At 61.3% G+C, this 19,108-nt stretch carries 18 protein-coding genes; 9 read left to right on the top strand and 9 right to left on the bottom strand.

The genetic code is table 11. The features are described 5' to 3' along the window. Positions 1 to 110: 110 nt before the first annotated feature. From G5195_RS06325 to dcuC, 3 genes are read left to right on the top strand one after another with little or no spacing between them, the layout of a single operon-like run. Positions 111 to 1,910 (top strand): adenine deaminase, encoded by a 1,800-nt coding sequence (locus tag G5195_RS06325; RefSeq protein ID WP_421235957.1) that lies wholly within the window; start codon positions 111 to 113, stop codon positions 1,908 to 1,910. A gap of 16 nt (positions 1,911 to 1,926) precedes the next feature. Beyond that, positions 1,927 to 2,844 carry a ribonucleoside hydrolase RihC gene (gene rihC / locus G5195_RS06320; protein WP_421235956.1) on the top strand — a complete coding sequence of 306 codons (918 nt, stop codon included), beginning with the start codon at positions 1,927 to 1,929 and terminating at the stop codon, positions 2,842 to 2,844. Positions 2,845 to 2,898: 54 nt separating this feature from the next. After that, positions 2,899 to 4,260, top strand: coding sequence for a C4-dicarboxylate transporter DcuC (dcuC, locus tag G5195_RS06315; RefSeq protein WP_227342077.1), 1,362 nt, complete (start codon positions 2,899 to 2,901; stop codon positions 4,258 to 4,260). A gap of 210 nt (positions 4,261 to 4,470) precedes the next feature. On the opposite strand, the gene G5195_RS06310 is transcribed toward dcuC, so the two are convergent. Together G5195_RS06310 and G5195_RS06305 are read right to left on the bottom strand one after the other, a co-directional pair. After that, the gene (locus G5195_RS06310) at positions 4,471 to 5,139 is read right to left on the bottom strand and encodes an HAD-IA family hydrolase (RefSeq protein WP_216953031.1); all 669 of its coding nucleotides are present in this window, start codon (positions 5,137 to 5,139) and stop codon (positions 4,471 to 4,473) included. A gap of 20 nt (positions 5,140 to 5,159) precedes the next feature. Continuing rightward, the gene (locus G5195_RS06305; protein ID WP_088868650.1) at positions 5,160 to 5,405 is read right to left on the bottom strand and encodes a hypothetical protein; all 246 of its coding nucleotides are present in this window, start codon (positions 5,403 to 5,405) and stop codon (positions 5,160 to 5,162) included. Positions 5,406 to 5,521: 116 nt separating this feature from the next. Here G5195_RS06305 and G5195_RS06300 point away from each other — a divergent pair, with 116 nt between their 5' ends. Beyond that, positions 5,522 to 6,430 (top strand): LysR family transcriptional regulator, encoded by a 909-nt coding sequence (locus G5195_RS06300; protein WP_421172111.1) that lies wholly within the window; start codon positions 5,522 to 5,524, stop codon positions 6,428 to 6,430. A gap of 90 nt (positions 6,431 to 6,520) precedes the next feature. Here the strand turns inward: G5195_RS06300 and G5195_RS06295 are convergent, their stop codons facing one another. From G5195_RS06295 to G5195_RS06285, 3 genes are all read right to left on the bottom strand, one after another. Further along, on the bottom strand, positions 6,521 to 7,204 hold the full coding sequence (locus G5195_RS06295; protein WP_421235975.1) for a cold shock domain-containing protein: 684 nt from the start codon (positions 7,202 to 7,204) through the stop codon (positions 6,521 to 6,523). 132 nt (positions 7,205 to 7,336) lie between these two features. Next, complete coding sequence (locus G5195_RS06290) at positions 7,337 to 7,903, bottom strand: cysteine hydrolase family protein (protein WP_421221891.1); 567 nt, start codon at positions 7,901 to 7,903, stop codon at positions 7,337 to 7,339. Positions 7,904 to 7,952: 49 nt separating this feature from the next. Continuing rightward, on the bottom strand, positions 7,953 to 9,116 hold the full coding sequence (locus tag G5195_RS06285; RefSeq protein WP_058058874.1) for an FAD-dependent oxidoreductase: 1,164 nt from the start codon (positions 9,114 to 9,116) through the stop codon (positions 7,953 to 7,955). A gap of 265 nt (positions 9,117 to 9,381) precedes the next feature. Between G5195_RS06285 and miaB the strand changes: the two genes are divergently transcribed. From miaB to lnt, 5 genes are all read left to right on the top strand, one after another. Next, positions 9,382 to 10,815: a tRNA (N6-isopentenyl adenosine(37)-C2)-methylthiotransferase MiaB gene (miaB, locus tag G5195_RS06280; RefSeq protein WP_005335132.1), complete on the top strand. Its 1,434-nt coding sequence runs from the start codon at positions 9,382 to 9,384 to the stop codon at positions 10,813 to 10,815. A 54-nt stretch (positions 10,816 to 10,869) separates the two neighbouring features. Next, entirely contained in the window at positions 10,870 to 11,919 is a 1,050-nt protein-coding gene (locus tag G5195_RS06275) for a PhoH family protein (RefSeq protein ID WP_005362369.1), read from the top strand. Next, positions 11,916 to 12,380 (top strand): rRNA maturation RNase YbeY, encoded by a 465-nt coding sequence (gene ybeY, locus G5195_RS06270; protein ID WP_005354089.1) that lies wholly within the window; start codon positions 11,916 to 11,918, stop codon positions 12,378 to 12,380. Before G5195_RS06275 ends, ybeY begins: the two co-directional genes overlap by 4 nt. A gap of 95 nt (positions 12,381 to 12,475) precedes the next feature. After that, complete coding sequence (gene corC, locus G5195_RS06265) at positions 12,476 to 13,360, top strand: CNNM family magnesium/cobalt transport protein CorC (protein ID WP_005354092.1); 885 nt, start codon at positions 12,476 to 12,478, stop codon at positions 13,358 to 13,360. 148 nt (positions 13,361 to 13,508) lie between these two features. Beyond that, positions 13,509 to 15,053 carry an apolipoprotein N-acyltransferase gene (gene lnt / locus G5195_RS06260; protein WP_421221888.1) on the top strand — a complete coding sequence of 515 codons (1,545 nt, stop codon included), beginning with the start codon at positions 13,509 to 13,511 and terminating at the stop codon, positions 15,051 to 15,053. A gap of 64 nt (positions 15,054 to 15,117) precedes the next feature. Here the strand turns inward: lnt and nqrE are convergent, their stop codons facing one another. The 4 genes from nqrE to G5195_RS06240 form a co-directional block, all read right to left on the bottom strand. Beyond that, positions 15,118 to 15,717: an NADH:ubiquinone reductase (Na(+)-transporting) subunit E gene (nqrE, locus tag G5195_RS06255; protein ID WP_227342072.1), complete on the bottom strand. Its 600-nt coding sequence runs from the start codon at positions 15,715 to 15,717 to the stop codon at positions 15,118 to 15,120. A gap of 199 nt (positions 15,718 to 15,916) precedes the next feature. Then, on the bottom strand, positions 15,917 to 16,342 hold the full coding sequence (locus tag G5195_RS06250; protein WP_236348389.1) for a hypothetical protein: 426 nt from the start codon (positions 16,340 to 16,342) through the stop codon (positions 15,917 to 15,919). Positions 16,343 to 16,585: 243 nt separating this feature from the next. Next, complete coding sequence (recJ, locus tag G5195_RS06245) at positions 16,586 to 18,316, bottom strand: single-stranded-DNA-specific exonuclease RecJ (RefSeq protein ID WP_421221886.1); 1,731 nt, start codon at positions 18,314 to 18,316, stop codon at positions 16,586 to 16,588. Continuing rightward, entirely contained in the window at positions 18,282 to 18,929 is a 648-nt protein-coding gene (locus G5195_RS06240; RefSeq protein WP_421172117.1) for a disulfide isomerase DsbC N-terminal domain-containing protein, read from the bottom strand. The genes recJ and G5195_RS06240 overlap by 35 nt, the downstream gene beginning before the upstream one ends. Positions 18,930 to 19,108: the final 179 nt, after the last annotated feature.

The raw sequence follows: 19,108 nt of genomic DNA, 5'->3' as shown, positions 1-19,108 counted from the left end.
TTGCAGCAGCATAACCCTTTCTTATCCAGTTATAAATTCTTTGCGCTATGCACGGGCCAATCCCCTCCTTAAAGTGGGCCCATTATTCCCCTTGTCAGGCCATCTCCTTCATGTGTGAACAAGATGCATCCCTCAACTTGCGCCGCCGCGCCGTGCAGGCAGCCCTCGGCGAAGCCCCCTTCGATCTGCTGCTGACCAACGCCAACCTGATCGACATGGTGACCGGCGAGATCCGCCCCGTCGACGTGGGGTTGGTCGGCCCGCTGATCGCCAGCGTCCATCCGGTCGGCACCTTCCAGCAGGCACGCGAGACCCACGATCTGGCCGGCGCCTATCTCTCGCCCGGTCTTATCGACAGCCATGTCCATGTGGAGAGCTCCCACCTGACGCCGGAGCGCTACGCCGATGTGGTGGTCGCGCAGGGCACCACCACCATCTTCTGGGATCCCCACGAACTGGCCAATGTGCTCGGGCTGGCGGGGGTGCGCTATGCCATCGACGCCAGCCGCAATCTGCCGCTGCGGGTCATCTGCGCCGCCCCCTCCAGCGTTCCCTCGACGCCGGGTCTCGAGATGTCGGGCGCCGACTTCCACGGCCCTGAGATGGCCACCATGCTGGAGTGGCCAGAGGTGGCGGGGATCGCCGAGGTGATGGACATGCAGGGGGTGCTGGGCGGCAGCGAGCGGATGACCGGCATTCTGCACGCCGGTTTGCAACGCAATGCCCTGATTGAGGGACACGCCCGGGGCCTCACTGGTCACCGGCTGCAAGCCTATCTCGCCGCCGGGGTCAGCTCGGATCACGAACTCACCTCGGCTGCCGATGCGCTGGAGAAGCTGCGGGCCGGGCTCACCCTCCAGCTGCGCGGCTCCCACCCCTACCTGCTGCCGGAGATCGTCGCTGCGCTGAAACAGCTGCCCCACCTCTCCTCCCAAATCACCCTCTGTACCGACGATGTGCCGCCCGACATGCTGCTGGAGAAAGGGGGCATGATTGCGCTGGTCAAGCTGCTGGCAGAGCTGGGGCTGGCGGTGCCCGACGTGCTGCGGATGGCCACCCTCAATGCCGCCATCCGGCTGCAGCGCAACGATCTGGGGCTGGTTGCTGCCGGCCGCTGCGCCGACCTGGTGGTGTTCGACAACCTCACCGATCTCAACCCGCTCTGGGTCTACAGCGGTGGTCAGCGGGTCGCCCGCCATGGCGCCATTCTCAAACCCTCCGAGCCTGTCGCCGGTTGTCAGGCGCCGCGCGATACCATGCAGATCCCCCTGCGCACGCAGGAGGAGTTCATCATCCGGGTACCCGGGCTGACTGCGGGTCGGGCCCGCTTCAAGACCATCAAGGGGGCTCGCTTCACCCAGTGGAGTGAAACCGAGGTTGAGGTTCGGGATGGTCAGGTCATCGTGCCTGCGGGATTTAGCCTCATCTCGGTGCAACACCGCCATGGCCGCCATCAGGCGGGCACCCGGCTGGCGCTGCTGGAGGGGTGGGGCGAGCTGCAAGGGGCCATCGCCACCAGCTACTCCCACGACTCCCACAATCTGGTGGTGCTGGGGCGCGACCCGCAAGAGATGATGCTGGCCGCCAACACTCTGATCACCAGCGGGGGCGGCATGGCGGTCGTCCAGCAGGGTGAGGTGCTGGCCCACGTTGCCATGCCCATCGCCGGCATGCTCTCCGACCTGCCGGCCAGCGAGCTGGCCGCCAGCTTCCACGCTCTGCGCGAAGTGAGCGGCAAGGTGGTGGAGTGGGAGCCCCCCTACCGTGTCTTCAAGGCCATCGAGGGAACCTGCCTTGCCTGCAATGCGGGGCCCCATCTGACCGATCTCGGCCTCACCGATGGCCTGACCCGCGAGATTGTCGACCCCTTTATCTGCTGCTGGCCCCACGATGCCAGCCAAGCCGATTAACCTCGAGGAGAACAGCGTGAACCCTGTCGCCATTATTCTGGATACCGACCCCGGCATCGACGATGCCGTTGCCATCGCCGCCGCCCTGTTTCACCCCGGGATCGAGCTGGCGCTCATCACCACGGTCGCCGGCAACGTCGATGTCAGCAAGACCACCCGCAACGCCCTGCGCCTGCTGCACTTTTTCGGCCAAGAGGTGCCGGTGGCACAGGGGGCCAGCCAGCCCCTCGTGCGCCCCCTCGACAATGCCAGCCATATCCACGGCCACTCCGGCCTCGATGGTTACGAGTTTGCCGAACCCGGGCAACAGCCGATACCGGAGCATGCCGTCGAAGCCATGAAGGCCACCCTGCTCGCCAGCGAACAATCCATGACGCTGGTGCCCATCGGGCCGCTGACCAATATCGCCCTGCTGCTCACCCTGCACCCCGAGTGTCGGGAGAAGATCGCGCGGATCGTGTTGATGGGCGGCTCGGCCGGTCGGGGCAACCACACCCCCAATGCCGAGTTCAATATCTACGTGGATCCGGAGGCGGCTCACATCGTCTTCAGCAGCGGTCTGCCCATCGTGATGTGCGGACTCGATGTCACCAGCCGGGCCACCCTGACCGGCGAGATGATTGCGGCGCTGCCCGCCATCAACCGCACCGGCGCCATGCTCCACGCCCTGTTCGGCCACTATCGCGGCGGCAGTATGCAGACCGGGCTCAAGATGCACGATCTCTGCGCCATTGCCTATCTGGTGCGCCCCGATCTCTTTATCACCCGGGCCTGCCATGTGGCCATCGAGACCCGGGGTGAGCACACCCTCGGCACCACCTCGGTGGATATCAACAACCGGCTCAAACGCCCGCCCAACGCCGAGGTGTGTCTCGATATCGACGTGCCCGGATTCAGGGCCTGGTGCATGGAGACCCTTGCCCGCGCCATCTGATCCCGAACCGCCAGCCCGCTGGCCCATTCACATCAAGAAGAGAGTGTTGGAAACATGCTGGAAATAATTGTCAGCACCCTGATCCTGGTCATCTGCGGCTATCTCATCGCCAAAAACTACGATGCCAAGATAGTGCTGTTTGGCGCCGGGCTGCTGCTGATGTTTGCCGCCGTCGGACTGGGCCACCCCCTGCTGCCTGCGGCGCAGAGCAGCGGCCTCAGCTGGCTTGATCCCTTCGTCCAGATCAAGCAGATCTTCATCAGCCAGATGGGCAATGTCGGCCTCACCATCATGGTGCTGTTCGGCTTCTCCAGCTACATGAGCCACATCGGCGCCAACGACGTCACCGTGATGCTGCTGACCCGCCCCTTGAGTCGCATCCGCTCCCCCTACCTGCTGGTGCCGGTGATTTTCCTCTTGGGCAATCTGCTCTCGCTGGTGGTGCCAAGCGCTGCCAGTCTGGCAGTGTTGCTGATGGCGACCCTCTATCCGGTACTGAAGGCATCGAACATGTCCTCCCTCACCGCGGGGGCCGTCATTGCCACCACTGCCACCATCATGCCCAGCCCGCTGGGGGCCGATAACGTGCTGGCCGCCCAGAAGCTGGGCATCCCGCTGGTGGAGTACATCGTCTCCTACCACGCCCCCATCTCGCTGCCGACACTGGCGTTGATGGCAGTGGTGCACTACTTCTGGCAGAAGGCGATGGACAAGCGGCAGCAGTCGCGCAGCGGACTGGAGGAAAAAGAGGAATCGCTCGCCGTGCCCACCGGCTTGCCACCCGCCTACTACGGCCTCTTCCCTGTACTGCCGCTGGTGCTGGTACTGCTGTTCGGCATCTGCTTCACCCATATCTCCCTCGGGCTGGTGGAGATCACCTTCGTCTGCCTGCTGCTCACCATAGGGGTAGAACTCTTGCGCAAAGGCAATATCAAGGAGACCAGCAAGGAGTTCGCCATCTTCTTCACCGGCATGGGGACGGGTCTGGCTCAGGTGGTCTCGCTCATAGTAGCGGCCAGCATGCTGGTGGAGGGACTGAAAGCCATCGGCATCATCGATACCCTGGTCGATAGCGTGAAACACATCGACGGCGTCGGCTCCATCTTGATGTTCTTCTTCTCCGGTACGGCGGCGCTGATCGGCTTTATCAGCGGCAGTGGGCTGGCAGTCTTCTACTCCTTTATCAACATCATTCCCGAGATCACTGAGAAGGTCGGCGTCAACAGTGTCGCGGTGGCCCTGCCGATGCAGCTCACTGCCAACCTGATCCGATCCATGTCGCCGGTCGCCGCGGTGATCATCGTCATCGCCTCGATCACCGGCAGCAATCCCATCGAGATCATCAAGCGCACCTCGGTGCCCATCATCTCGGGCATCATCTGCTGCATGACCCTCTCCTACCTGCTGTTCAGCTAAACCAGCTCCATCTGCAGGCGATCAATCCGGTCGCCTGCAGACGGTTTTTTACCTCCGGTTGAAAGTGAACCCACTGCATGTAAACGCCCGGAAGATAATCGGTGGGGATCGTCTATAACTTTTGCGACCAAGAGCCACATACGCCTGAGTAACTGACCGCCAGCCATCAGGCTCAGCCCCCCTAATTCAACTCCCAGAGCTCTCGTGCCGTCATTCTTGGTTGGCGCCCTGCATCGACAGCATCACCAGCAAGGACTCGCCTTTCCCTGACACCACTCTCACCTCGCGCCAGTCGCGGATCACCGCCACCACCGCCGGATTGAGCGGCGCATCGCCCCCTACCTGCACCACGGTGCAACCTGCACGCAGGGCGCTCTCGATACCGGCCGGGGCATCCTCGAACACCAAGCAACGAGCGGGCGACACGCCAAGCCGTACAGCGCCCAGCAGATAGGGCTCGGGATCGGGTTTGCCATTGATCACAGCTTCGGCCCCCACCAGCACGGCCGGCAGCGGCAAACCGGCACAATTCAGGCGGTGACGGGCAACCTGCTCGCTGGCGGAGGTCACGATGGCCCAAAGCTCTGGCGGCAAATGGCGCAGCAACTCGCCAGCTCCTGCGATGGCGTCGCCGCCGGTATGCAGCATCTCCAGCTCGTCGAGCCGCGCCGCTTCCCGCTCCACATCCAGCTGCGGGGCCAGCTCCCGGATCACCTCGCGCGAACGTATACCGTGGCACATCGCCAACACTGGCTCGGGATCGAGCAGATGTTCACGACACCAGAGCTGCCATACCTGCTCCACATCGCCTGTCGAGCAGACCAGGGTGCCATCCATATCGAGCAGCAGGGCGGATACCGACAGGGTGATCGTGTTCATGCCAGCACTCATACAGACACTCATACAGGCACCCCGGCCAGCTCGGGCAGAGAGCCAGAGAGCGCATCGGCAAAGGCCTGCTGCTGGGCGGCACGCTCATAACAGGCGAGCGCCTGCTCGGTACTGCCAGCCCACACTTGCAAGGGGCCGACCACAAACCCCTGTTGCAACAGGCTGGCGAGCAGCTCCCCAGTCTCCGGGGCCGCCAACGGCTGAGCCAGCACCAGCTTGCCCTTGATCAAAAACAGATAACGTTGGGTAGACATGATATGGCTCCTTATTCCGGTTCAGAGGAGGGCGATTCCCCCCTTGCCGAGCCATTAGAACAAGGCGATTAGATAATTTATAATCAATAAATCGCCACTTTGGATAACCAATTGGAATGAAATTCGACTTGAGGCAACTGCAGGCGTTTGTGACGCTGGCCGAGACCGCCAACTACCGGGAAGCGGCCAATCGCCTCTTCATTACCCAACCGGCCCTCACCAAGCAGATCCAGGGGCTGGAGCAGACGCTGGGCTGCACCCTGTTCAAGCGGGGCCGCCATGGTGCCGAGCTGACGGCGCTCGGCGCCCAGCTGCTCACTCAGGCAAGCGCACTGGTCAAACACGGCAGGGAGTTTGAACGTCACGCGCTGGCAGTGGCGAGTGGCGTGGCCGGTCGGCTCAAGATTGGGTTTGGCCTGTCGAGTTTCGCGCTGGCCCCTGCGCTGGTGGCCCGCTTCAAACAGCAGGTCACGGACGTGATGGTCCATCTGCAGGATATGCCCTCCGCGATCCAGCAGGAGCAGCTGCTCTCCGGCCAGTTGCAACTTGGTTTTATGCGTCGGCCAGAGACTCCGCTGTTGCAGGAGCATCGGCTGCTGACCGACCGGCTGGTACTGGCGGTGCCAACCCGGATGACCCAGCCAGATCCGTCATCGTTTGACGTCCAGCAGGTACTGACTAGTCAACCCCTGTTGCAGATGGTGGGCTACCGTTGTCCCGGCCTAACCCGGCAGATCGCCGGGTTTCTCGGCGCCAACCGGCTGACCGGCATGGTTCAAGAGGCAGAGGATATTCAGACTCTGGTGGCATTGGTTGCGGCAGGCATAGGTAATGCCATCCTGCCGCACAGCGTCAGCTTTATCGCGGGCCCGGACGTCACCCTCTATCCCCTCTTTGGCCCCTGTTCCGAGTGGGAGATAAGTCTGGTGTGGAACCCCGCCTTTGCCGACCCGATCCGCGATCGCTTCGTGCAGCTGGTCCTCGATCCCCATCCCGCACCGCACCCAGCCACAATCGATCGCTGACCCAGCCAAAAACTCCCGCAGACGGAACCAGGAGAAGATAGCGCTCAGCAATCGAGATGAATTAATCGGGCCTTTGTGAATCAAAGCATTTCAATTAACACACCACTGATCTTCACAGGGGATGCCATCTCCTTCCCCATCCATCTTGGTACCAGGGCAGTTTTGTAAAAACCAAGTTGCCTCCTCGCAGGAGGTCATCTGGGAGCAATGCTGCCGACCATCACACTGGCGAGTAAAGGTCGCTGCCTGTGGCGTACTGAAGATGGAACTAACCTCCTCTTGATTAACTGGCGATGCGGGCGGCAAATTGGCAAAGAAGCGGGAATAGATGGAAAAGAGGCCGACGAGCAGCAACAGGGGGAGCAATTTACCACTCCAGCTGCTCTTGCGACGTCGATAGGGGTTACTCCGCTCTCTGGTAGAAGTGGGTCGTGGCGGCTGACTTGCCGCCCGAAATGATGGCGCCGCTGATGATGCGGCCGATCTTGCTGCTGATGATTCGGCCGAGGGCACGGCATCCGCCAACGTGAGCGGGCGATCGGGGAAAAAGACCTGTAACGCCCTCGGTTTGCCATCCTGGCCACTGCCGATCAGATAGGTGACACGCTCCCCCGGCTCGGGCACGCGGCCATCTGATTGCAGCGCCGTAACGTGCACAAACAGCCCTGCACTGCGTGCTCCATTGATTGCCTGCTCGGCGCCATCTTGCTCCGGCGTAATAAATCCAAAGCCGCGCGCCTCGTTCCAGCTCGCGATCCGTCCCTGATAACGCATCTGTCCATCCTTGTTGTTATCCATGTGAGCACTATATTGCCCGACAATCATGTTGCCCAAAAGTGCTGCGGCCCGACAGGGGGCCGCAGAGTCAATCTCAACACGGTGATCGGGTGCAGCCTGCGTTAAGGATCAAGCCAGCTGGGACACCTTGATGATCTCGGCGATGCGACCCAGCATCCGCAGCGAGGTGTGATGCTCGGTGGCATCTGCGGCGGCGCAGGCATCCTCCAGAATGGTGATGGCGTAGTCGCGATCGTGACCATCCCGCGCTGCCGCCTGAATGGCCCAGCTGGTGCTCACCCCGCACAGATAGAGGTGGTCGATGTGGTTGGCCCGCAGGGCAGGTTCCAGCGCAGTACCATAGAATGGACTCACTCTGGGCTTGGCCAGCACCAGATCGCCGGGCTGCACATCCAGATCAGGATGAAAGTCGGTGCCGCTGTCAGCCAAAGAGAGCGCCCCCAACTGGTGAGCGCGACCAAACATGGGAGACCCCTTGGGTTGCAGCTGATAGCCGCCGTCAAAGCCCACCTTGATCAGCACTACCAGCCAGCCGTTGGCGCGGGCATGGGCCAGCGCCTGATTGGCATGCGCGATGGCATCCTGCTCCAGCACATGGGCTGCGGAGGCAGCAATGCGCCCGTCGGGGTGGGCGATATCGTTGATAAAATCGATCACCAGCAGTGCCTTGCTCATCACCTTTGCTCCTTCGCGCATTCAGCCCGTGTTATCTGGTTTCTACCTGTCAAACCAGCCCCAGTGCATAGCGCAGCGCCATCTCCTTGAGCGGGCCCGCCTTGTCCGCCAGATTGAGGGCCAGATTGCGGGCCAGCTTGAGGGGGCCAATCTCGTTGCTGAACACCCCGTAGAAGAGATCCATTCCCGACTGCATCAGCAGGTTGTCGGGGCGACGGCGTCGCTCGTAACGCTCGGCCAACGCCAGCTGATGCCAGTCGGCGCCAGCTCCTTGCAGCAGATCAGTCCAGCAGGCCACATCCTTGAAGCCAAGGTTGACCCCCTGCCCCGCCAGCGGGTTGATGGTGTGGGCAGCATCGCCAAGCAGCACCACCCGACCGAAGTGATAGTCGTTGGCGTGGCGGCGCACCAGCGGGAAGCTCCCCTTGCCGGTGACGGTGAACCCGCCGAGCCGGCTTGGGAAGTGGCGACGCACCTCGGCGGCAAGCCCTTCGTTGCTCATCGCAGTGAGCGCCCGGATCCGGGCCGGGCTGTCATACCACACCAGAGAGCCGTGCTGACCGGGCAGCGGCAGGAAGGCGCGCGGACCGCTCGGGGTGAACTGCTGCCAGGTGATATCTTCCTGCGCAAAGTCGGTGTCGATATTGATCAGCATGCAGTGCTGGCGGTACTCGAAGCGCGATACACCGATACCCGCCAGCTTGCGGGTGTGGGATTCAGCACCATCGCAGGCCAGCACCCAGCGGGCCGCCAGCTCGGAGCCATCATCCAGAGTCAGCACAGCTTCATCCGCACTCTGGCGCAGGCTGGTCACCGCCGCCGGGGTGTGGGTCTGGATGGTGGGAAAATCCTCCATCCGTTTGAGCAGGGCGAGCTGCACCAGCCGGTTTTCGATGATGTAGCCGAGCTGGGGCAGACCGAGATCGGCGGCATTGAAGCGGGTGGCAAAGCCGTCCAGCTCCCAGGTCTCCAGCCGGCGATAGGGGCAGAGCCGCATCTGCTGCAGATGGTGCCAGGCACCGGCCAGCTCCAGCAGCGCCACCGAGGCCTGACTGATGGCGGAGACCCGCAGATCCAGCGGCTGCTCCGGTGCGTAATGCTCCGGCAGTTGGGTCTCGATGACCCGCACCGAGAGGCCCTGAGCCGCCAGCAGACAGGCGGTGGCGGCGCCCACCATGCCGGCGCCGACGATGGCGATATCACACTGTTCCATACATTTATTCCTGAAAGGGTGCGTCCGGCGACAGCGCCCGGACGTGAACCGGATGGCTGCATGATAGCGCAAGGGCGACTGATAAACAGTGAGACAAACGGGGAATTGCTGCGTCAAATCAAGGAGAAAGCTTATTGAGCTTGCTGGCAACAGGTATCGGGTGAGCACCATTGCCAGCTGGATATTAGCTAGGCAGTATCCAGATTGCGGAGTAAAATGCGCGGTCCTTTGACCATGCCGATTTCAAAACAAGTCAAGAGAAGCAATGAGCAAGAAACTTCACATTAAAACCTGGGGTTGCCAGATGAACGAGTATGACTCGTCCAAAATGGCCGACCTGTTGGATGCCAGTAATGGCTACACCCTTACCGAAGAGCCCGAAGAGGCAGATGTCTTGCTGCTGAATACCTGCTCCATCCGCGAAAAGGCGCAGGAGAAGGTGTTCCACCAGCTGGGACGCTGGAAAAAGCTCAAGGCCAACAAGCCCGGTCTGGTGATCGGCGTGGGTGGCTGCGTTGCCTCTCAGGAGGGCGATGCCATCCGCCAGCGCGCTCCCTATGTGGATATCGTGTTCGGCCCGCAGACCCTGCATCGCCTGCCCGCCATGATCAAGGAAGTGCAAGAGGGCCGTGGTGCCCAGGTTGATATCGCCTTCCCCGAGATCGAAAAATTCGACAGTCTGCCCGAACCGCGCGCCGAAGGGGCCACCGCGTTCGTCTCCATCATGGAAGGCTGCTCCAAATACTGTACTTACTGCGTGGTGCCCTACACCCGCGGTGAAGAGGTGAGCCGCCCACTGGACGACGTGCTCTACGAAATCGCCCAGCTCGCCCAGCAGGGCGTGCGCGAAGTGAACCTGCTCGGCCAGAACGTCAACGCCTACCGCGGCCCGACCTTTGATGGCGGCATCTGTACCTTCGCCGAGTTGCTGCGTCTGGTGGCCGCCATCGACGGTATCGATCGCATTCGCTACACCACCAGCCATCCGATCGAGTTCACCGACGACATCATCGAAGTCTACAAAGACACCCCGGAAGTGGTCAGCTTCCTGCACCTGCCGGTGCAGAGCGGCTCCGACCGTATTCTGACCATGATGAAGCGCCCGCACACCATCCTGGAGTACAAATCCAAGATCCGTCGCCTGCGTGCCGCCCGTCCCGACATCACCATCAGCTCCGATTTCATCGTTGGCTTCCCGAACGAAACCGATGAGGATTTCGAGGCCACCATGAAGCTGATCGAGGATGTGGGTTTCGACATGAGCTTCAGCTTCATCTTCAGTCCGCGCCCGGGCACCCCGGCCGCCGACATGCCCGACGATGTCGACATGGAAGTGAAGAAAGCCCGTCTGGCCCGCCTGCAGCACGTCATCAACAACCAGGCGATGCAGATTGGCCGCGCCATGCTGGGCACCACCCAGCGCATCCTGGTGGAAGGGCCCTCCAAGCTCGATCCGATGCAGCTGTGCGGTCGCACCGAGAACAACCGGGTGGTCAACTTCGAAGGCCAGCACACCCTGATCGGCGGCTTTGCCGACGTGGAGATCACCGAGGTGCGTCCCAACTCCCTGCGCGGCAAGTTCATCCGCGGCGAGAGCGAGATGAACCTGCGGATCGCCACCGCACCGAGCGAAATCCTGGCCCGTCGCCCGGATAACGTACCGGACGAGCTGGGCGTGGCCGCCTTCACTCCCCATTAATCCCCTCCTCCCCATTCGCCCGGCGGATGGGGAGCGCCTTGAGACGAGGATATTTTGAGCCGACACATCTCGACCCTGAATCTGCATCTGGAGCCCGCCGACAACCAGCGCCTTGCCAGCCTGTGCGGCCCCTTCGATGACAACATCAAGCAGCTGGAGCGCCGCCTCGGCGTCGAGATCAGCTACCGTGACAGCCACTTCCAGTTGGTGGGCAAACCGGCCCAGCTGGATGCCGCCGCCGTCATCCTCAAGCACCTCTATGTGGAAACCCAGCCCCTCAAGGGTGGCAAGGTGACCGATATCACTCCCGATATGGTCCATCTGGCCATTCAGGAGTCGCGGGTGCTGGAGCAGGATGACGAACCGGCGCCTAGCATCCCCTATGGCAAGGAGGTGACGGTCAAGACCAAGCGCGGTCTCATCAAACCACGCAGCCCAAATCAGGCCCAGTACATCGCCAATATCGTGCGCCACGACATCTGCTTCGGCATCGGCCCGGCCGGTACCGGCAAGACCTATCTGGCGGTCGCGGCAGCCGTGGATGCGCTGGAGCGTCAGGAGATCCGCCGCATTCTGCTGACCCGTCCGGCGGTGGAAGCGGGTGAGAAACTGGGCTTCCTGCCCGGAGATCTCTCCCAGAAGGTGGATCCTTACCTGCGCCCGCTCTACGACGCCCTGTTCGAGATGCTGGGCTTTGAGCGGGTCGAGAAGCTGATGGAGCGCAACATCATCGAAGTGGCGCCGCTCGCCTATATGCGCGGAAGAACCCTCAATGACGCCTTTATCATTCTCGATGAGGCCCAGAACACCACCACCGAGCAGATGAAGATGTTCCTGACCCGGATCGGCTTCAACTCCAAGGCTGTGGTCACCGGTGACATCACCCAGGTAGATCTGCCGCGCAACGCCAAATCCGGCCTGCGCCACGCGCTGGAAGTGCTGCCAGGGGTCGATGGTCTGTCGTTCAACTTCTTCGAATCCAAAGACGTGGTGCGCCACCCGGTGGTGGCCCGCATCGTGCAGGCCTATGAGGCGTTCGACGCCAAACAGGCCGCCGAGAAGGTGGCCGGCCAAACAAACGCCAGCAAAGAGAGCGAGCAATGAGCGTAACCCTGGATCTGCAGCTGGCCAGCGCCAGCACTGACGGCCTGCCCACCGAAGCCCAGCTGCAAGGCTGGCTCGATGGCACCATTCTCGGCTTCCAGCAGGAGGCAGAAGTGACGGTGCGCATCGTCGACGAGGCGGAGAGCAACGAGCTCAACCTTACATATCGCGGAAAGGACAAGCCCACCAACGTGCTCTCCTTCCCGTTCGAGGCGCCACCCGGTCTGGAGCTGCCGCTGCTCGGCGATCTGGTGATCTGCCGTCAGGTGGTAGAGCGCGAGGCCGAGGAGCAGGGCAAGCCCCTCATGGCCCACTGGGCCCACATGGTTGTGCACGGCAGTCTGCATCTGCTAGGTTATGACCATATCGAGGATGAGGAAGCCGAAGAGATGGAAGCGCTTGAGCGCGACATCATGCAGGAGCTAGGTTTTGCCGATCCTTATCTGAACGACGAAGAGTAAAGAACCGGATGGTCATCGTCTTGAAACAGCAGATGGCCATCCTTATATAACCCGAACTATTTCAAGTGTGTTCATACGAGTAACCAAGAGAGAAAATGACCGACGATCACCCTAGTACCGGCTCGCCGAAGAAAACCTGGCTCGACAAACTCAGCCAACTCTTCCAGGGCGAGCCAAAAGACCGCAATGATTTGGTAGACGTGATAGCCGATGCCGAAGAGCGCGACCTCATCGATCAGGACACCAAGGATATGATCGAGGGGGTGCTGGAGATCGCCGATCTTCGCGTGCGCGATATCATGATCCCCCGCTCCCAGATGGTGACCATCGAGAAGTCCCAACCGGTGGATGCAATCCTGCCGGTGATCATCGAGTCCGGTCACTCCCGCTTCCCGGTGATCAACGAGGACAAGGATCATGTGGAGGGCATTCTGCTCGCCAAGGATCTGCTCCCCTTCGGCTTTGGCGGCCATCACGCCAGCGAGCCGCTGCAGCTCGAGAAAATCTTGCGCCCCACGGTGATCGTCCCTGAAAGCAAACGGGTTGACCGTCTGCTCAAGGAGTTCCGTGAAGAGCGCTACCACATGGCCATCGTGGTCGACGAATTTGGTGGCGTCTCCGGTCTGGTGACCATCGAAGACATACTGGAACTTATCGTTGGCGAGATCGACGACGAGTTTGACGACATCGAGGATGAACCGGACGAGATCCGCCGCCTCAGCAAGCGGGTCTTCTCCATCAGCGCCCTAACCGAGATCGAGGATTTCAACGACTTCTTCGGCACCAAATTCAGCGATGAAGAGGTGGATACGGTAGGCGGTCTGGTGATGCACGCCTTCAGCCACCTGCCCAAGAAAGGCGAGGAGATCGAGCTGGATGGCTACCTGTTCAAGGTGATGCATGCCGACCGGCGTCGTCTGCAGCAGCTGCAGGTGAAGATCCCCGAGCACCACGCGGCGGCGCAATCCGAACCGCAATAAGCAGATCCGCTCGATGTGTGAAACAACGCCCCGACCTCGGGGCGTTGTGCTCTCTGCCACCGGCATCGAGGCTCGCCGTTGCCCCGCTTACAGGTTAAGATACCGGCCATTCGACCCCAGTTGCACACCAAGACGAGCACCATCGCCCGTGAGATTATCCCCTGTTACTTCCAAAATTCTGTTAAGCCTCAGTGCATTGGCCTCTGGTGCCATCGCCGTGCTGGCCTTCTCCCCCTTCGGCTACTGGCCGCTGGTGATCCCCTCCCTGCTCGGCCTCTACGCCCTGCTGGACAAAGCCACGCCAAAACAGGCTGCCTGGCGCGGTTTTGGCTACGCCATGGGACTCTTTTTGCCAGGCCTGTGGTGGATCCATGTCAGCATGACCGAGTTTGGCGGCATCCCGCTGCCGGTCGCCTTCGTCCTGCTGGCCGGGCTCTCCGCCTATCTGGCCCTCTACCCGACGCTCGCCTGCTTGGTCTTTGCCCGCTTCTTTGGCGGCCGTCACTGGAGCCGCTGGCTGCTCGCCTTCCCGGCCCTCTGGTTGGTCGCTGACTGGCTGCGCGGCTGGGTGATGACCGGCTTCCCCTGGCTCTGGTTTGGCTACAGCCAGATCGACGGCCCGCTCAAGGGATTTGCTCCCATTCTCGGGGTGCAAGGCATCACCCTAGCACTGCTATTCTCCGCCTCCGCCATTTGGCTGGTGTGGAAATCCCGCTCCCCGCTCTGGCTGGCGGTGCCTGCCCTGCTGGTAGCCGGTGCTCACGGTCTGATGCAGCTCAACTGGGTGACCCGTGACGAGCCGGTCAAAGTGGCACTGGTGCAGGGCAATATCGCCCAGTCCCTCAAGTGGGATCCGGAGGCGCTGGCCCCCACGGTGCGCACCTATCAGGACTTGAGCCGCGAGAATCAGGATGCCGACATCATCATCTGGCCGGAGTCGGCGATCCCGGCCATCGAGAAGGCGATGGGCCCCTATCTGGAGAATCTGGACAAGGCGATGAAGGTGAACGATACCGGCCTGCTGGCGGGGATCATTCACTACGACGAGCAGCAACAGCGTTTCTACAATACCGTGCTCGGCATGGGGGTGCAGGATGCGGATGGCAAGGAGTCCTACTTCTACAACCACCCCAACCGCTACAACAAGTACCACCTGCTGCCCATCGGCGAGTTCGTGCCGTTTGAAGATCTGCTGCGCCCCATCGCCCCCTTCTTCAACCTGCCGATGTCCTCCTTCAGCCGGGGTGACGAAGTGCAGCCCAACCTGATCGCCAAGGGGCTCAAGTTTGCCGCCGCCATCTGCTACGAGATCATCTTCCCGGAGGAGGTGCGCCGCAACGTCAATGCCGATACCGACTTCCTGCTGACCGTCTCCAACGATGCCTGGTTCGGCACCAGCATAGGCCCCTGGCAACATATGGAGATCGCCCGGATGCGCGCACTGGAGCTGGCTCGTCCGCTGCTGCGCGACACCAACACCGGCATCACTATCGTCACCGAGATCGACGGCAGCATCATCGGCCAGATCCCGCAGTTTGAAGCGGGCGTGCTGCGCAGCGAGGTACGTCCCGCCCACGGCGAGACCCCCTACATGCGCTTTGGCAGCTGGCCTCTCTACGGCCTGACCGTGCTGTTGCTGGGTCTGGCGCTGGCGCTGCGCCCCAAGGCTCACCCCTGGGCCCGCGAGCTGTAATGGCCATCCGCAATCCCTGATAAAAAACGAGGCGCCCGCAGGCGCCTCGTTTTTTCATCTCCAATCAAAGCGATATGCCTGAGAAGGACATAAAGCCGAGGGACATCAGCCCCGCCACGATAAAGGTGATGCCGATGCCCCGCAGCCCCTCGGGGACATCGGCGTACTTCAGCTTCTGGCGCAGTCCGGCCATGGCGACAATGGCCAGCAGCCAGCCAAGCCCCGAGCCAGCGCTGTAGACCAGCGACTCGATGAAATCGTAATCCCGCTGCGCCATAAACATCACCCCGCCAAAGATGGCGCAGTGCACCGTCAACAGCGGCAGATAGATGCCGAGTGCCTGATAGAGCGCCGGAACGTACTTGTCGAGCACCATCTCCATCACCTGCACCAGCGCCGCCAACACCCCGATGTAGATGATGTAATCGAGAAATCCCAGATCGAATTCGCCGAAAAAGGTGCTGCCTGCCCGCAAGATATGGCGGTAAATCAAGTTGTTGAGGGGAATGGCGATCACCATCACCACCAAGATCGTCATACCAAGGCCAAAGGCGGTGTTGATGTTCTTCGAGACGGCCAGAAAGGTACACATCCCCAGAAAGAATGCCAGGGCGAGGTTCTCGACAAAGATTGAGTGAATAAACAGGTTGAGGTAGTAGTCCATAGGGTGTGCTCACCAGGTGTTTGCGCAAAGAGAAAGTCTGCCTCTGGCCGATGGCCAGCAGCATGGACGAAACAACAGAAAGCGCGGACGCAGCACCGGACGATATAGCGCAGGCAACAGGTGCAAGCCTGCCCGTCAGTCAATCAGGAGCGTTACAAACCGAGTGAAAAGGTGGATGGGCGCCCGCCAGCAGGGTGAGCTAGTCGCCGTGACAGAAACGATATTGCAGGTGGCGACAGCGCAGTAGCCGTCGGTGCAGATAACCGAAGTAGCCGGGGAGCTGCCTGACATAGAGAAGAGGGAGAACCAGTAGCAGACCGCAGAGCAGGCCGAGGATATCGTGCTGGAACCAGGCCAGCACCATCTGATAGCGCTCGGGATGAGTGGCCCCTTCGAGCCGCCGCCCCAGCTCGAAGCCGAGTCGCCATTGGGAGGTTGGGGGGAGGCCGACACTGTTGACCAATCCCGGATCGGATTGCTCATGCAACTGCATCGAGACCTTCTGCCTGACCGACGCCTGATGAGGTGTTGCAGTGACCCCTACCGCAGCGAAAGCGGCAAACCACAGCAGGCTGGCGATAGCGAGGGCAATCGTCCAGGTCGACAGTCGACCAGAAGGCAGCAAAGAGTCAGTCCCGTTCAAACAACAAAATGATGCAGGGATGAATGTATCACAACACCTCTTTTTCTTGAATTTTTAACCGCATTGAATGACGTAAAGCGATACAAAAAAACCATCTCACTCAGAAAGCCAGCAATTAAATACCAACATAACAAAGCGGTAGAGTCCCCCTGGCCCACAGTAAAACGGCCACCCGAGGGTGGCCGTTGTCAGCGATGTCAGCGACAAAGCAGCAATGCTCCCGGCTCAGAGACCGGCTGCCTCCAGATGTTCCACCAGCAGCTGCACGCTGCGGTTGCCGCGCCACTCGTTGACATCGAGCCGGTAGACAAGCCGCACCCGTTTGACCGAGGCATCGGGCCAGCGCTTGAGATCGACGCCAAAGGCGATGGCATCCACCGCGTGACCAGAATCGGTTGTCAGCATCATCTTGAGGTGCTTCTCCCCCACCAGCCGCTGCTGCACCAGCACGAACTCGCCGTCAAACAGTGGCTCGGGGAAGGCCTGACCCCAGGGGCCGGAGGCGCGAATCAGCTCCGCCAGCTCGAGGTTGAGCTCATCCGGCAACAACTCGCCGTCGGTGAGCAGCACTCCGGTCAGCAGCTCGGGGGTCACCAGCTCGCTGATGACCGCCTCAAAGGCGCGGCTGAAGGCCTCGATATTGGCCTTGGGCATGGTCAGCCCCGCCGCCATGGCGTGGCCGCCAAACTTGCCCATCAGGCCCGGATGGCGGGTATCGAGCAGTTCCAGTGCATCGCGCAGGTGCACGCCGGGAATGGAGCGGCCGGAGCCCTTGAGCTCGCTCTCGCTGCTCTCGGCAAACGCGATGACCGGGCGGTAGTACTTCTCCTTCACCTTGGAGGCCACCAGCCCCACCACCCCCTGATGCCACTCGTTGCGGTGCAGCACTATGCCCGATGGCACCTCGCCATCGCGAAACCGGATCTGCTCCAGGGTGGCAAGCGCCTCCTGCTGCATCCCCTGCTCGATCTCCTTGCGCTCCTGATTGAGGCTGTCCATCTCGGCCGCAAGCTGGCGCGCCAGATTGAGATCATCGCAAAGCAGACAGGCGACCCCGAGGGACATGTCATCGAGGCGCCCTACCGCATTGAGGCGTGGCCCCAGTGCAAAACCGAGGTCGGAGGCAGTGAGGCGACGACCATCGCGGCCCGACACATCCACCAGCGCCTGAATGCCGGGGCGACAGCGCCCGGCCCGGATCCGCTGCAACCCCTGATGGACCAGAATGCGGTTGTTGCCATCGAGGGCCACCACGTCGGCGACCGTGCCGAGGGCCACCAGATCGAGGTAATCCGCCACATTGGGGGCGCGCACCCCTTGCCGTTCGTACCAGCCGAGCTGACGCAGATGGGTGTTGAGGGCCGCCATCAGGTAGAAGGCTACCCCCACCCCGGCCAGGGACTTGGAGGGAAAATCGCAACCGCGCTGGTTCGGGTTGACGATGGCATCGGCGTCAGGCAGCTCCTGACCCGGCAAATGGTGATCGGTAACCAGTACCTGCATCCCGGCCACCTTGGCCGCCGCCACCCCGGCGATGCTGGAGATGCCGTTATCCACCGTGATCAGGAACTCGGCGCCGCGGGCCACCGCCAGCTCGACGATCTCGGGGGTGAGGCCATAACCGAACTCGAAGCGGTTGGGCACCAGAAAATCGATATGGCGCCCCCCCATGGCGCGCAGGGCCAGCACACACAGCGCCGAGCTGGTGGCGCCGTCGCAGTCGAAGTCGCCGACGATAAGGATCCGTTTCTGGGTAGTCAGGGCATCCGCCAGCAGAGGCACCGCACGCTCCATCCCATAGAGGCGCTGGGGAGGCAGCAACTGGCTGGCGCTGCGCTCGAGCAGAGCGGGATCCTCTACGCCACGGCTGGCGAAGATTTGGCGAAGCAGGGGGTGCAGGGTGGCGGGGAGATGGGAATCATCAACTCGCGGACGACGACGGATTTGCAGGGGCATCAATGTGATCCAGTATCTTGAGCAGTTGTTCCGGGCTCTGGTAGCCCCTTACCAGATCTCCATCAGAGGAGACCCAGGCAGGCAGTACCTTGACCCCCAACCACTGGCTCAGGCCAATATTCTCGATAAGGGTCTCACTACATTCCTTTTGAGGCAAATAGGCTTTGAAGGGATCATTCTGTAGCAGGGGATCCTGGCACCAGTGGGAAGCCTGTCCTGCATGTTCAATCACGGGGTAGAGCTCGACACTGACCCCGGACGCCTGCAGATGTTGCAGCGTGCCGGACAGCTGGCGACGAGCGGCATCCTGCTCACCGAAAAAGAGCGCAACCCGATGACGCTCATTACTGGCCTGGAGCACGACCGGTGTATGGGTCACCTGGGACAAGCCCAGTCGACGCTGCTCGCGCATGCCCGAGATGGTGAGGTTCTTCATGTTATGAGTCATATCCAGCATGACCCCCTGCACCACATAGTTCCCCTTGGCATCGCTGTAGAGCACCCCTTGTGAAGTGCCCAGCATATAGAGCCCGGGAATGGGGGTCTGTTCCACCAGATAAACAGAGACCCCTAACCGGGCGGTAATGGTCTGTTTCAAGGTTTGGGTATCCATCCCCGCTCTGGCAGCAAATGTGCACAAAAGCATCATTCCCAGTAGTAAATACTTCACTTGTTTACTCACGCGGTATGAATGAATCGACCCAGCAAACTACAGCAGCACAGCTCATCATTCAACCAGCTACTTATCAAAAAATTAATATCACTTTGTACCAAAAAAATGGTTCCCCCCGA

This window comes from Aeromonas sp. 601039, assembly GCF_049174415.1.
GTDB lineage: Bacteria > Pseudomonadota > Gammaproteobacteria > Enterobacterales > Aeromonadaceae > Aeromonas > Aeromonas veronii_A.
This window is presented reverse-complemented; position numbering and strand designations above follow the sequence as displayed.